This is a genomic window from Buchnera aphidicola (Pterocomma populeum), from assembly GCF_049314985.1.
Taxonomy (GTDB): Bacteria; Pseudomonadota; Gammaproteobacteria; order Enterobacterales; family Enterobacteriaceae; genus Buchnera; species Buchnera aphidicola_BQ.
In genome coordinates this window covers 517,279-531,678 of sequence record NZ_CP186013.1, presented here as the reverse complement: position 1 = coordinate 531,678, position 14,400 = coordinate 517,279, and the positions used below count along the sequence as shown (strand labels likewise).

Here is a 14,400-nt window from a genome sequence, read left to right as displayed (position 1 = left end):
ATAGTATAAAATATATTTTTAAAAATTATAATTATAATTTTTTTATTTTTATATATAAACAATTATATCTCTATATTATTCTTTCAGTAAATATTTAATCTTACAAAATTATATAATATTATAAATAGGAAAAAAAATGCTTGTAAAATATTTGATTTTTTTTTTGTCTTTTTCTTCAGTTCAAGCTATGAATTTAACTAATGAATTGATAAAATTTTTAAGTAAAGAATATTCTCTGAAAAAAAAAATATTAAAATTATTGTTCATACTTCATTAAAAAAAAATATATATTGTAAAAATCCATTTTTTGTAATTTCAAATAATACACATTATTTTGGTTTAATGGATATACTATTAACATGTGATACATTTACTAAACATTTAAAAACTGAAGTACAGGTAACGGGAAAATATATTGTTGCAAATCGATTTCTGCCCAGAGGTACTTATATTTCTAAATCTGATTTAAAAATTATAAGTGGACGTTTAGATATTTTACCTTATCAAACATATTTTAATGAAAAAGATGTTATTAAAAAAATAGCTTTAAAAAATATTTTTCCATTACAATCTATTACATCTTTTATGATACGTCCATTTTGGTTAGTACATATTAATCAAAAAGTAACGATTATTATTATAGGAACAAATTTTAAAATTATTTCTAAAGGAACAGCCTTAAAAAATGGAGCTAATAACGAACTGGTACCTATAAAAATGAGTAATAATCATATTATTCACGGATTAGTGAATAAATATGGAAATGTAGTAATATATTTATAATAATTGAACATTAATATTGTTAATATAGGATTAACTTAGTTTAATATAAGAAAAATAAAATGAAAAAATTGATAAATATCATAAAAAATATTGAAGATACTGTATATAATTTAAAAAATGTATTAAATGAAGAATATTTAGTTATTTTACAAAGTAAAAATAATATTGAAAAATTATATTGTATTTTTGAAAAAAAAAAAAAATTTTAGAAGAATTAAGACTTATGCAAGAAAAAAGATTATGTCTTGAAAAAGAAAAAAATTTTTTTTCACCATATGTTACTAATAATGAATTAAATACAATATGGAACAAAATTTCTGATACATGTCTAATTTTAAAAGAAATAAATTTAAAAAATAAGAAAATTTTAAATCAAAAATTTTATATTAATCAAAATTTTTTAGAAATTGCCTCTACTTATTCTAATAATATTATATATGATGATAAGGGTAATTTAAAATTTTAAATATCAATAGACCAATTTAATATTTGACCAGCTAAAAATGGAATAATAGTATTTTTTCCAATTTTAATTTGATCTATAATTTTATGAGGTTTTCGTATTAATGTAATAGTTTTTTCATTAATTGGAAGATTATAAAATTTTGGACCATTTTCTGAACAAAAAGATTGAAAATGCTGTAATGCTTGCATTTCTTCAAATACTGTTGCATAAATTAGCAAAGATGAAGGAGCATTAAATATACCTGCACAACCTGTAATATTAATTTTATTTTTATAGTAATGTGGTGCTGTATCACTACCTAAAAAAAAACTTTTATTTCCACTAGATATAGCATTTCGTAAAGCTGTTTGATGAATTTTTCTTTTTAGTATAGGCAAACAATATAGATATGGATTAATTCCATTTTCAAACATATGATTTCTATTTAATATTAAATGATGAGGTGTAATTGTTGCAGCTAAATAAGGTGAATTTCGTTCTATAACATAATCTACTGATTCTTTTGTAGTAATATGTTCTAATACTATCTTTAACGAGGGAAATTTTTTTTGAATAGGCTCTAAAGTAGTTTCAAGAAATTTTGCTTCTCTATCATAAATATCGATATTATGATCTGTTTCTTCACCATGTATTAGTAAAGGCATACCTATTTTTTCCATAATTTCTAATATAGAATAAATATTGTTAATATTTTTTATACCTATTTGAGAATTTGTTGTAGAATTTTTAGGATATAACTTGGCAGCTATAAATATTTTCTTATTAAAACCTATTTCTAATTCTTTAGATTTTGTAAAATCTGTTAAATAACATGTCATTAAAGGTTGAAATTTTACATGATTACTTTGTGCTTGTAAAATTTGTTTACGATAATTTATACTTTGTTTACAATTAATAATAGGATTTTCTAGATTAGGCATAATAATAGCTCGTTCATAAAAAATACCAGTATAATTAATCACTTTACTTAACATAGTATTTTCTCTTAAATGAACATGCCAATCATCTGGTTTTATAATAGTAATTTTTTTAAAAAATTTAGACATTGTTATATTCTATTAATTATTGAATTAAATTATGTAGGTGATGTTCATAATTCTTCAAATATTTATCTATAATATTGATTATATCATTAAAATCTTTAAAAATATAAAATTTAATATTTCTATTTTATGTTTATTATATTATAAGAAACTGTAGTTTTTTTAATAGTTATAAGTTTTTTAAAAATGAATATTTTAAAATCTTTAGTATCAGTGAGTATTATCACTTTTTTATCGCGTATTTTAGGTTTTTTTCGTGATGTATTAATTGCTCATACATTTGGTATTTCTATCTTTACTGATGCTTTTTTCACAGCTTTTAAAATTCCTAATTTATTACGTCGTATTTTTGCAGAAGGAGTATTTACTCAATCATTTGTTCCTGTTTTAGTAGAATATAAGCATCAAAAATCAGAAAAATATATACAATATTTTATTTCATGTGTATTTGGTTTAATGATTTTTTTACTTTTCATATTAACAGTATTAGGAATTTTTTTTGCTCGCAATATTATAATGATTAGTGCTCCAGGTTTTTCAAAATCTTTATACAAATTAACATTAGCTACAAATTTATTAACAGTTATGTTTCCTTATATTTTATTAATTTCTCTTTCATCGTTATTATCGTCAATTTTACATGCTTGGAATTATTTTTCTATTCCATCTATATCTCCTATCTTTTTAAATCTTAGTATGATTATATTTTTATTTTTTTTTCATTCTTATTTTCATCCTAATATTTTTGCTTTAGCATGGAGTGTGATTATAGGTGGAATGATTCAATTATTTTATCAATTACCGTATTTGTATAAGATTAATATGTTTGTAATGCCTATTATTAATTTAAAACATTCTGGTATTACTCGTGTTTTAAAAAAAATAGGATCTACTATTATAGGGTCTTCCGCAAATCAAATTTCATTAATTATCAACACTGTTTTTAGTTCACTTCTAAATGTAGGTTCAATATCTTGGATATATTATGCAGATCGATTAATTGAATTTCCAATAGGTATATTTGGTATATCACTTAGTACAATTTTATTTACGTCACTTTCTAAACACTATCATGAAGGTATAGTAAAAAAATATCAACAATCACTTGATTGGAGTATACGTCTAAGTTTAATCTTAGGAGTACCTAGTGCATTAGTATGTTTTATATGTGCAAAACCACTAATAATTATTCTTTTCCAATATGGAAAATTTACTGAATATGATGTTTTAATGACTCAAAAAGTATTAGAATTATATTCGTTTGGTTTGGTTTCTTTTATATTAGTAAAATTATTGTCTTGTGCATTTTACGCTTGTGAAGAAATACATATTCCTATGCGAGTTTCAATAATTACTATATTTTTTACACAATTAATTAATCCCATTCTTATTTTTTATTTTAAACATGCTGGTTTAGCTTTATCCATTAGTTTATCTAGTTGGTTTAATTTTTTATTTTTATATTGGAAATTATATCAAAAAAATCTTTTTTCTTTTAAATATAATTGGTATATTTTTATTTTTCGTTTATTTTGTTCTTCTACATTAATGGTTTTAATTTTACTTTTAATGTTGTACATTATGCCTTCATGGGATATAGGTTCTATATGTAATAAAATATTTCGTTTATTTTGTATTCTTTTTTGTTCTGTTATTGTATATTTTAGTGCTCTTTATTTTTTAGGTCTTCGTTTATTTACTTTTTTACATAATATTCAAAAATGAAAAAATTTTAAAAATTAAATGGCATATATTTTCATTTTATAATATATATTATTTCATAATATAAATATAATAATAGATTATTCAGTTAAAAAAATTGTTAAAGCATATTTTATAGAATATAGTTATGTATAAGAAGTTTTTTTATATTAAATTATTTTATTTTTTTAATTATTTACCTAACAATGGAGTTAAATATGAAAAAAAAAGCTACTGCTATCGCATTTTTATTAGCGAGCTTGGTTACTTCTGTTCAAGCAAATGCAGAAAATAGATGGTACATGGGTACAAAAATGGGATGGTCACATTTAAATTTAATGAAACATGAAAAAAGTTCTAAACAATCTGATCATAATCTTATAAATAAGAAAGAATCTGCACCTATTGTAGGATTGTTTTTAGGATATAATTTAAATTCACATATTGGATTTGAAATAGCCAATGATACAACTGGTTTTCATCCATATTTAATGTTTAACAAGAAAGATAAATCTTCTCAATTTAATAATATTCAGCTATCAACAAAATTATCGTATCCAATGACAAAAAGTATAAATGTTTATACTCAGGTAGGTGGTTTGTTATTTTGGGAAGATATGTCTTCTAAAGAAGATTTAAAACATATTTTTACTAAGCACACTTCAGTCATTCCTAGTGTTTCTTTAGGTGCTGAATATATTATAAATAAAACATTTATTACTCGTTTAGATTATACTTGGAAAAATAGCTTTAAAAATATTATACATACTCCAATTAAATCAAAATCTGGAGATTTATCTTTTTCATTTGGATGGAAATTTGGAAATCCTCATATTCATGATATAGTATCATTATATTCTTCTGAAATATCAGAAAAACCATATGTTACATTAAATGAAAGTATTAATTTTCCTTTTGATAGCACTGAAATACAACAAAATAATTGTGAAAAATTATATAAATTAGATGCTAAAATAAAGAAAATGAAATTAAAAAATATTTCTATTGTATTGTCAGGATATTCAGATCGAATAGGTGATGACCATTATAATCAGATGTTATCTGAAGAACGTGCTTATAATGTAAAAGATTATTTTATTTCTAGAGGTTTACCTAATAGCGCTATTACTGTTCAAGGTTTAGGAAATTCATATCCGATGACTAATCAAGCATGTAAAAATGTAGACAATCATGATTTATTAGTAAATTGTTTAGCACCAGATCGTCGTGTAGATATTGAAATTATAGCAGAATAGTAAGTTATATTTTATAATATGATATACAATAAAAAATAAAATATAAAAGTTTTATAATTAATTTTAGAATTATTGTTTATGAAATAAATATAGTAAGGGAGAGGTGTGCATTGAATTTTAATATTAATTTTTAATATCTTTTTTTCGGAGAGAGAGAGATTCGAACTCTCGAACGATTTCTCGTCGGCGGTTTTCAAGACCGCTGCCTTAAACCACTCGGCCACCTCTCCATTATAAAGAATATTTAAATCTTTAAAAGAAATATAATATTAAATCATTATATGACTAGATGTAAAGAAAATTTTATAATATAAAAATATAATTTATGTTATAAAATAATTAAAATATAAATTTTTTACTGATTAAAATTAAAAAATAAAAGAAATATCTAAAGTTATAAAATTTTATTTGTATTTTATGTATTTTTTTTCTATAATAGAATCACAGGCGTATTGACAGATTGGATATGTGGCGGACTGCAAATCCGTATAACTCGGTTCGATTCCGGGATACGCCTATAAAAAATAATTAAGCCCGGATGGTGAAATTGGTAGACACAAGGGACTTAAAATCCCTCGGCTTTAAATGGCTTTGCGGGTTCAAGTCCCGCTCCGGGTAATAAAATAATATTGATATTTTAAATCAAAAATGCTTGATATACTTTATATTTTTTATTTTTTTTTAAAACTGTATATTTTTTAAAAATTTTTTTAAGTAAATTATCATAACTAAAACAAATATTTGTTACAAATCTTAATTCTCCAGATAATCTTAAATATTTTACAGAATAAACAATTATTTTTTTAGTGATTTGAAAATTTAATTTTAAGTCATTATGAAACGGTGGATTAGAAATAATCATATTAAATTTTTCAGATACATTAGAATATAAGTCGCTCAACAAAACTTTTCCTTCAATATTGTTTTCTTTTAATGTAGATAAACTTGAAATTAATGCATTTTTATTATTGTCGATCAATGTTAATTGAATATTTGGTGAATAATAATGCAGTAACACAGATAAAAATCCTGATCCGCAACCTATATCTAAAATCGATCCTTTGATTTGATTTGAAAAAGTAGATGCTAATAATTTGCTTCCAGAATCTATTTTTTTATAACCAAATACACCAGGTAAAGATTTAATTGATATGTTATTATATATATGTGTGTGAAAAAAATTTTTTATTATAAAGATTGATTTTTTTATTAATATCCCATGACTTAAAACACAGTGTTTTGCACGATCTAATATATTTAATTTTACCCACTGATGTAACATTTTTGATGCACTATTTACTCCGCTATTATTTTCTCCAACAATAAAAATTTCAGTACCAGTAAATAATGAAGAAAATAAATTCATTAATTGAAAATACGCTTCTTTTTTATCTTTAGGCCAATAATATATCAAGATATTATAATTTCTAGTCATATGATGAGTAATAATATAATTATGACAAATATCTATTTTTTTATTTTTTTTTATTAGATCAAATTGTAATTTATTATAATATTTTTGAATATGGATTTTAGTTTTCAATGTTGATAATTCACTGGGAAAGGTATCTTGTATATTTCCAGAAAAAAAAATATTTTTATATTTAAATATTTTAGAATGGCGTAATATTAATTTACTTGTATTTGTAATAAACAAAAGAAAATTATCCTTTTTAATATTATTTATAATAGATAAATTATTTTTATAAAATAAATAAAAATAATAATAAAAAAATAGAAATTGTGATCATAGAATATTTATACTATAATTATACATAGTAAATACATAGATACTATTTCATTAAAAATTATTAAAAATATTTGTATTAAATAATTAATATTCTTTGAATATAATTTCGTTGAGTTATAAATATGTTAAAAAAATATATTGAACTGAAAAGTGGAAGTTTTACATTTTTAGTTTTTTATTTATATAATAATAATATAGAATTTATCAATAAATATTTATATGAAAAAATTAAAAAAAATCCTCATTTTTTTCATAATGCACCAATTGTAATTAATATATCAGGATTATTAAATATTGCAAATTGGAAAAAAATAAAAAATGTTATTATTTCACATGGTTTTTTTATTGTAGGAGTAACAGGATGTCACAATTATCATTTTAAGAAGATTATTTATGATTCTGGCCTTCCTATTATATCTGAAGGTGGAATAAAAAATATTAATATTTATCATAATAAAATGAAAATTATTTCTAATCCTTCTTCTACAGTTAGTATAAGTAAAATAGAAAAAACACATTTTATTGATAAACCTATTCGTTCAGGTCAAAAAATTTATGCTAAACATGCAGATTTAATTATAACAAATAATGTTAGTGCAGGCGCAGAATTAGTAGCAGATGGAAATATTCATATATATGGCATATTAAGAGGCAGAGTATTGGCTGGTGCAAGAGGAGACATTACTAGCAAAATATTTTGTACTAGATTATTTGCTGAATTAGTATCTATATCTGGTGAATATTGGTTATCTGATCAAATTCCTGTTCAATTTATTGGTAAATCTGCACAAATATTTTTAAAGAACAAATTTTTAAATATACACTCTTTAGGTTAATTATATAATTTAAAGGATATTTTTTATATGACGCGGATTATTGTAGTTACTTCAGGGAAAGGAGGTGTTGGTAAAACTACTTCAAGCGCAGCAATTGCAACTGGATTAGCAAAAAAAAATAAAAAAACTATTGTTATAGATTTTGATATCGGTTTAAGAAACTTAGATTTAATTATGGGGTGTGAACGTCGAGTTGTTTATGATTTTATTAATGTTATTCAAGGTGATGTAACATTAAATCAAGCTTTAATTAAAGATAAGAAAACAAATAATTTATTTATTTTACCAGCATCACAAACAAGAGATAAAGAAGCTTTAACACGTTCTGGAGTTGAAAAAATTTTTTTAGAATTGAAAGATATGAATTTTGATTTTATTATTTGTGATTCACCTGCAGGAATCGAATCAGGTGCAATATTAGCAATCTATTTTGCCGATGAAGCAATTATTATCACTAATCCAGAAGTATCTTCAGTACGAGATTCTGATCGTATTCTAGGAATTATTTCTTCTAAGTCACAAAGATCAGAAAAAAGACAGCATCCTATTAAAGAACATTTGTTATTAACACGTTATAATGTTAAACGAGTAAATAATGGAGATATGTTAAGTATGAAAGATGTTTTAGATATTCTTAATATACCATTAATAGGTGTTATTCCGGAAGATGAATCAGTACTTCGTTCATCTAATCAGGGAAATTCTATAATATTAGATCATAAATCTCATGCAGGACAAGCTTATATAGATACAGTAAATCGATTATTAGGATATGAATGTCCATTTCGATTTGTTCAAGAAGAAAAAAAGAGCTTTTTAAAACGTTTATTTGGAAGATAAGTATGACTTTGTTAGATTTTTTTTTATCCCGAAATAAGAATACAGCTGATATTGCAAAAAAAAGATTACAAATTATTGTTGCAGAACAAAGAAAATATAAATCTAAACCTGATTATTTACCACAATTAAAACAAGAAATTTTACTTGTGATATGTAAATATGTAAATATAGATCCAAATATGATTACAATTGAATTAGATCAAAGAAATGAAGATATTTCTGTATTAGAATTAAATATTGTGTTACCTGAATAAATATATTTAATTAATACTGAAGTATATAAAATACTTCCGTATTAATTTTGTATTATATATTTTTATTTTCAAAAACATTATTTAAATAATTTGGTTTTATGTCAATAGGCATAAAAATTTGATTATTTTTTATAGATAATAGAGCTACAGGAATCATATCTTGTGCATGTGGGAATACAATTTTTTTGTTTTCTATATTTAATAGGTATTTTTTTTTAATTTTAATCCATGCATTACCAACTAATACCCATTTTTTTTTAAAAATATTTATTTTATTTTTTATTAATGATATATCAATACATGATTCTGTGTTTTCACCTATCCATGTTGAGTGTATGTTTCGAGTATATTCTGCCCAATATACTTTTTTTTGACTAGCTTGAATAGCAACTAATATTTTATTTTTTTGATATTTTCTCCATGCTTGTTCAGATAGAAGAAGAAGAGTAGAAATACTAATTAATGGTATCTTAAAACTTAATGATAAACTTTGTGCAATACTTACTGCAATTCTAATACTTGTAAAATTACCTGGTCCTCTTGATACTGCAATTGTGCTCAATTGTGAAAATTTTGTTTCTGTTTTTTCTAAAAGTTTATTAATCATTGGTAATATATATATAGTATGTTTTTTATCACATATTTTAAACAATGAATAAATTTTTTTTTTATAAAGCGCAACTGAACAAGAATCCAGAGAAGTATCAATAGCTAATATTAGATTGGACATATTTTTCTCAAATATAATAGTAAAAATAATATCATCATTATGTGATATTTAAAAAGATAAATATTAATTTATCATTTTGTCTGTTTCTTTATATTTTATAATTCTTACAAGATCAATACGATATGCTGTTGCTTTAATTATATGAAAATTAAATTTATCAATTTTAATTATATCTCCAGGTAATGGAAGTTGACCTTTTTGAGAAATTAGTAATCCTCCTAATGAGGCATATTTATCTTCTTTAATTAATTCTTCAGTATTTAATAATTGTTGTAATGAATGTAAATCTGTTTCACCTTTTACTAACCAACTATTTTTTTCTTTAATAATATCTGGTGTTTCATCAGCATCAGGAAATTCTCCAGCTATTGCTTCTAAAACATCTAAAGGCGTAATTAATCCTTGTACTACTCCAAATTCATTACTAACAACTACAAAGCTTCCTTGGGCACGACGTAGTACTCCAAGTAGATTTATTGGATCTAGAGTATCTGGGATAATAATTGGTACTTTTTGACTAGCAAATTCAGATATATTAACATCTTGATCTAGAGCAACTAATAATTCTTTTGCTCTGACAATTCCTATAATTTCATCTAATTCTCCTTTACACACTGGAAATAAACTATGAGGTGTATCTAATAATTGTACTCTAATTTCATTAATATTTTTTTCTATATTAACCCATGAAATATTACTTCTTGGTGTCATAATACTACGAATAGATCTTCCAGCTAGAGTTAGAACGCCATTAATCATATATTTTTCTTCTTCTTTAAAAGTTTCACTTTCTATAGAAGAATCACAATATTTTTTTTCATTTTCTTGATTTGATTTAGAATTTGATAATTTTTGTTCATTATTATTTTTTTCTCGAATCATAAAACGTAGAATAGTTTCTGCCGCTCTTTGTCTCATAGGTCTTCGAGACTGATTTTTTATAAAATTACGTCGTGCAATTTGATTAAAAAATTCTATTAATATAGAAAATCCAATTGCTACATAAAGATATCCTTTAGGAATATAAAAACGAAACGATTCTGCGACTAACGTAAAACCAATCATTAATAAAAAACTAAGGCACAAAACTACAACAGTTTGATGGAGATTAATAAATTTTGTTAATTTTTTTGAAGCCATTAACATTAAAATTGCAGCTATTATTACCGCTATGATCATAATGAATAATTGATTAACCATCCCAACAGCAGTTATAATAGCATCTAAAGAAAATACTGCATCTAATACAACTATTTGAATAACTACAGGCCAAAAACTAGCATAGTTTTTATTTTCTACATTTTCATCAGGATTATTTTCTAATCTTTCATGTAATTCAATTGTTGCTTTAAATAATAGAAATAAACCACCAAATAATAATATACAATCACGTACTGATAGAGTAAAAATAGAATTATTAATAATTGGAGTAGTAAGTGTAATTACCCAAGATAATAACAACAGTAATCCTAAACGCATACATAAAGCCAAGCACAAACCAATTATCCGTGCCTTATCTCGTTGATGAGGTGGTAATTTTTCTGATAAAATAGCAACAAAAATTAAATTATCAATGCTTAATACGATTTCTAATACAATTAGCGTCAATAAACCGGCCCAAGTTGATGTGTCTAACAAAAACTCCATCAGAAAAGCTCCGTAAAAAATAAAGAATAAATATATAAGTAAAATAAAATATATATTTTATTATATCTATCACTTTTAAAAACATATAAATTGCAATATTTATATAAATAGATAAATATAAAGAAATTATATTTTTTTGGAATTAGAATATATTATACTTTATGTTAAACATTTTTAATGTAGTATAATAAGAACCTCTAATTTTTGATAATAGAGGCATTTAAAAATTGATATTTGATAAATTTTTATATTCAATCAAATTAAAGATTTTAGATATGTAGAATTGATTAATTTTTTTAATGAAAATAAGAATATTTTTTTTATATTAAAATTATTTTCATTTTCTCTTAATAGAAGGATATTATTTTTTTGTTCTATTAAGAGAAAGAATAATATATTATATATCACTACATGTAATCCTTATTATGCAGTGCTTGTATTCTTTTTTCTAAAGAAGGATGAGATGCAAATAATTCTAAATATGTATTATGAGATTTTCCATTGATGCATAATGCGATCATACTGTCTGCTTCTTGTGGTTCATGACTAGTTTTTAATCTCTGTAAAGCAGAAATCATTTTATCTTTACCAACTAATTTTGCAGAATGAGCATCTGCATAAAATTCACGATGTCTAGAAAACCACATAGTAACTAAACTGGCAAAAGTACCAAAAATTAACTGTAATAATATAGAAATAAAAAAATATGTTATAGGATTTTTTTCTTCAATATTTTCATCATTTTGGTCATTAGTAAAAAATCGAGTTATTATTTGAGAAAGAAAACGGGATATAAAAATAACAAATGTATTTACTACACCTTGTACTAAAGTCATAGTAATCATATCTCCGTTAGAAATATGACTCATTTCATGTGCCAGTACAGCCTCTGCTTCATCACGAGTCATATTGTTTAATAATCCTGTAGATACAGCAATCAAAGCAGAATTACGACGCGCGCCTGTTGCAAAAGCATTCATATCCATTGCATCATACACAGCTACTTGAGGCATAAAAATACCTTTTTGAATCGCCTGTCGGCGAACAGTATTTATAAGCCATTTTTCTGTTTCATTTTTAGGATTAGTTATAATTTCACCATTAATAGAAGACAACGCTATCCATTTTGACAAAAGTAATGAAATAATAGATCCTCCGAAACCAAATAAACCAGATATAATTATTAGACCATAAATAGTATTAGATGAAATTCCTGTTACACTAAGGAAAATACTAAATATTAACATAACTGCTAAATTAGTTAACAGAAAAAGAAAAATACGTATCATAAGATATTATATTCCTAAATTAGCAAAATTGTTTATGTATAAAAAAATATATTAAAATATTTTATTTTACTAATTATTTAACATAAATAATATTAAATAATCTTGTTTTTTAAATTAACATAATATAGTGAATTAAGTCAATATCGACTGATTATTTTTTAAAATTAATATATTTTAAAATAAGTTATTCATACTAAAAATTTTAATTAAACGGATACCAAATACGATGATCACGAGTAATTATATGATCTGCACTATTAGGTCCCCATGTACCAGCAGAATAAAATTCAAGATTATTATTTTTCATTTTTTTCCAGGAAAAAAATATTGAATCTATCCATTTCCATGCTGTTTCTACTTCATCACGTGATACAAATAAAGATTGTTTTCCATTCATGCTTTCTAATAATAATCTTTCATATGCGTCAATGCAATGATAGTCATCAGAAATATTGTACTTTAATTCAGATTTTTCTAAATTATATTCTGTATGAAATCCTGGTTTTTTATTTAAAAATTCTATTTTTATATTGGGTTTAGGTTCTAAACGTATAATTAATTGGTTTGGAACTAATTCTTTATGAGTAGAATAAAATATATTATTAAAAATTTTTTTAAAACAAATAACGATTTCTGAATATTTATATGCTAATCTTTTTCCAGTTCTCAAATAAAATGGAACACCAGACCATTTTTTATTATCAATATTAACTTTTATAGAAGCAAATGTTTCTGTTAAAGTGTGTTTTTTTGCTCCATTTTCTCTTTGATAAGCTGGTACATAACAACCATTAATTTTACCAGAAGAATATTGTCCTCTTGCGGTGTTTATATGAACGTTTTCTAAGTTAATAGGACGTAATGCTTTTAAGATTTTAACCTTTTCATCCTGAATATTTTTTGCTGTTAATTGATTGGGTTGATCCATAGCGATAATAGTTAACATTTGAAGTAAATGATTTTGTATCATATCTTTCATTTGTCCTATGCTATCAAAATAATTCCATCTATTTTCAATTCCCACTTGCTCAGAAACAGTAATTTGTACATGATCAATAATTTTATTATTCCAATTATAAAAAAATAATGAATTAGAGAAACGTAGAGAAAAAAGATTTAAAACACTTTCTTTCCCCAAGTAATGATCAATTCGAAATATTTGTGATTCAATAAAATATTGAGAAATATGATTGTTTATTTTTTTTGATGTTTCCAAACATGTACCTAATGGTTTTTCTACTATAATACGAGCTGGAAAATGATTTAAATTAATCTTTCCTAATCCTGTACAAATAGAATAAAAAGTATGAGGAGGCATAGCACAATAATAAATAGGAATATTATTATTTTTTACTATTTTTTTTAATTTTAAAAAATCTGATTCTATATTAACATCAATATTGCAAAAATATAAACGAGATTTTATTTTTATCCAAATATTTTCGTCAATTTTTTCATTAATAAATTTTTTTATTGCTATTTTAATTATATTTTGATATTCTTCTTGATTCCATTCTGCTCGACCAACTCCAATGATACGTGTATTTTTATGGATTTTTTTCGATTTTTCTAATTTATATAAAGCAGGAAATAATTTTCTTTTTGCCAAATCTCCTTTAGTTCCAAAAATTACTAAATCACAACTTTGATTATTTTCTATGATCATCATCATCTCTTTTTAAAAATTAAATATAATATTTATAATTATTTTATTATAATAAAATAATTTTATTTTAATAATAAATAATATATTTTATATTAAATGTTATAATTATTTAAGAATATGTTTTTAGATATTTTTTCTA

Annotated in this window: 14 protein-coding genes and 2 tRNA genes; 9 read left to right on the top strand and 7 right to left on the bottom strand. The window is 23.1% G+C overall.

The window, feature by feature from the left end; genetic code table 11:
• The first annotated feature begins 342 nt into the window (after positions 1-342).
• The 3 genes from flgA to flgN are packed head-to-tail and all read left to right on the top strand — an operon-like array spanning position 343 to position 1,249.
• Complete coding sequence (gene flgA, locus ACOI1G_RS02630) at positions 343-783, top strand: flagellar basal body P-ring formation chaperone FlgA (protein WP_422667254.1); 441 nt, start codon at positions 343-345, stop codon at positions 781-783.
• A gap of 59 nt (positions 784-842) precedes the next feature.
• Positions 843-992: a hypothetical protein gene (locus ACOI1G_RS02625; RefSeq protein ID WP_422667253.1), complete on the top strand. Its 150-nt coding sequence runs from the start codon at positions 843-845 to the stop codon at positions 990-992.
• A 14-nt stretch (positions 993-1,006) separates the two neighbouring features.
• A complete protein-coding gene (gene flgN, locus ACOI1G_RS02620; RefSeq protein WP_422667252.1) occupies positions 1,007-1,249 on the top strand; it encodes a flagellar export chaperone FlgN in 243 nt (80 codons plus the stop codon).
• On the opposite strand, the gene pyrC is transcribed toward flgN, so the two are convergent.
• A complete protein-coding gene (gene pyrC, locus ACOI1G_RS02615; protein ID WP_422667251.1) occupies positions 1,246-2,295 on the bottom strand; it encodes a dihydroorotase in 1,050 nt (349 codons plus the stop codon). The two genes, flgN and pyrC, sit on opposite strands and share 4 nt — an antisense overlap.
• 183 nt (positions 2,296-2,478) lie before the next feature.
• On the opposite strand from pyrC, the gene murJ reads away from it, so the two are divergent.
• Both murJ and ACOI1G_RS02605 read left to right on the top strand, forming a co-directional pair.
• Positions 2,479-4,017: a murein biosynthesis integral membrane protein MurJ gene (gene murJ, locus ACOI1G_RS02610; RefSeq protein ID WP_422667250.1), complete on the top strand. Its 1,539-nt coding sequence runs from the start codon at positions 2,479-2,481 to the stop codon at positions 4,015-4,017.
• 194 nt (positions 4,018-4,211) lie between these two features.
• A complete protein-coding gene (locus ACOI1G_RS02605) occupies positions 4,212-5,249 on the top strand; it encodes an OmpA family protein (RefSeq protein WP_422667249.1) in 1,038 nt (345 codons plus the stop codon).
• 145 nt (positions 5,250-5,394) lie between these two features.
• Here the strand turns inward: ACOI1G_RS02605 and ACOI1G_RS02600 are convergent.
• Positions 5,395-5,479 (bottom strand) — tRNA-Ser (locus ACOI1G_RS02600).
• Positions 5,480-5,781: 302 nt separating this feature from the next.
• Here ACOI1G_RS02600 and ACOI1G_RS02595 point away from each other — a divergent pair.
• Positions 5,782-5,867: transfer RNA gene (locus tag ACOI1G_RS02595), tRNA-Leu, on the top strand.
• A gap of 19 nt (positions 5,868-5,886) precedes the next feature.
• On the opposite strand, the gene rsmC is transcribed toward ACOI1G_RS02595, so the two are convergent.
• On the bottom strand, positions 5,887-6,906 hold the full coding sequence (rsmC, locus tag ACOI1G_RS02590; protein WP_422667248.1) for a 16S rRNA (guanine(1207)-N(2))-methyltransferase RsmC: 1,020 nt from the start codon (positions 6,904-6,906) through the stop codon (positions 5,887-5,889).
• A gap of 215 nt (positions 6,907-7,121) precedes the next feature.
• Between rsmC and minC the strand changes: the two genes are divergently transcribed.
• The 3 genes from minC to minE are packed head-to-tail and all read left to right on the top strand — an operon-like array spanning position 7,122 to position 8,929.
• Positions 7,122-7,835 carry a septum site-determining protein MinC gene (gene minC / locus ACOI1G_RS02585; RefSeq protein WP_422667247.1) on the top strand — a complete coding sequence of 238 codons (714 nt, stop codon included), beginning with the start codon at positions 7,122-7,124 and terminating at the stop codon, positions 7,833-7,835.
• A 27-nt stretch (positions 7,836-7,862) separates the two neighbouring features.
• Positions 7,863-8,675 (top strand): septum site-determining protein MinD, encoded by an 813-nt coding sequence (minD, locus tag ACOI1G_RS02580; RefSeq protein ID WP_422667246.1) that lies wholly within the window; start codon positions 7,863-7,865, stop codon positions 8,673-8,675.
• Between the two features lie 2 nt (positions 8,676-8,677).
• Complete coding sequence (minE, locus tag ACOI1G_RS02575; RefSeq protein WP_422667245.1) at positions 8,678-8,929, top strand: cell division topological specificity factor MinE; 252 nt, start codon at positions 8,678-8,680, stop codon at positions 8,927-8,929.
• Between the two features lie 52 nt (positions 8,930-8,981).
• Here the strand turns inward: minE and tsaB are convergent, their stop codons facing one another.
• The 4 genes from tsaB to zwf all read right to left on the bottom strand — a co-directional run bounded on the left by tsaB (position 8,982) and on the right by zwf (position 14,261).
• On the bottom strand, positions 8,982-9,659 hold the full coding sequence (tsaB, locus tag ACOI1G_RS02570; protein WP_422667244.1) for a tRNA (adenosine(37)-N6)-threonylcarbamoyltransferase complex dimerization subunit type 1 TsaB: 678 nt from the start codon (positions 9,657-9,659) through the stop codon (positions 8,982-8,984).
• A 63-nt stretch (positions 9,660-9,722) separates the two neighbouring features.
• Positions 9,723-11,306: a TerC family protein gene (locus tag ACOI1G_RS02565; protein WP_422667243.1), complete on the bottom strand. Its 1,584-nt coding sequence runs from the start codon at positions 11,304-11,306 to the stop codon at positions 9,723-9,725.
• A 407-nt stretch (positions 11,307-11,713) separates the two neighbouring features.
• Positions 11,714-12,595 carry a protease HtpX gene (gene htpX, locus ACOI1G_RS02560; RefSeq protein WP_422667242.1) on the bottom strand — a complete coding sequence of 294 codons (882 nt, stop codon included), beginning with the start codon at positions 12,593-12,595 and terminating at the stop codon, positions 11,714-11,716.
• A 202-nt stretch (positions 12,596-12,797) separates the two neighbouring features.
• On the bottom strand, positions 12,798-14,261 hold the full coding sequence (zwf, locus tag ACOI1G_RS02555) for a glucose-6-phosphate dehydrogenase (RefSeq protein WP_422667241.1): 1,464 nt from the start codon (positions 14,259-14,261) through the stop codon (positions 12,798-12,800).
• Positions 14,262-14,400 lie beyond the last annotated feature (139 nt).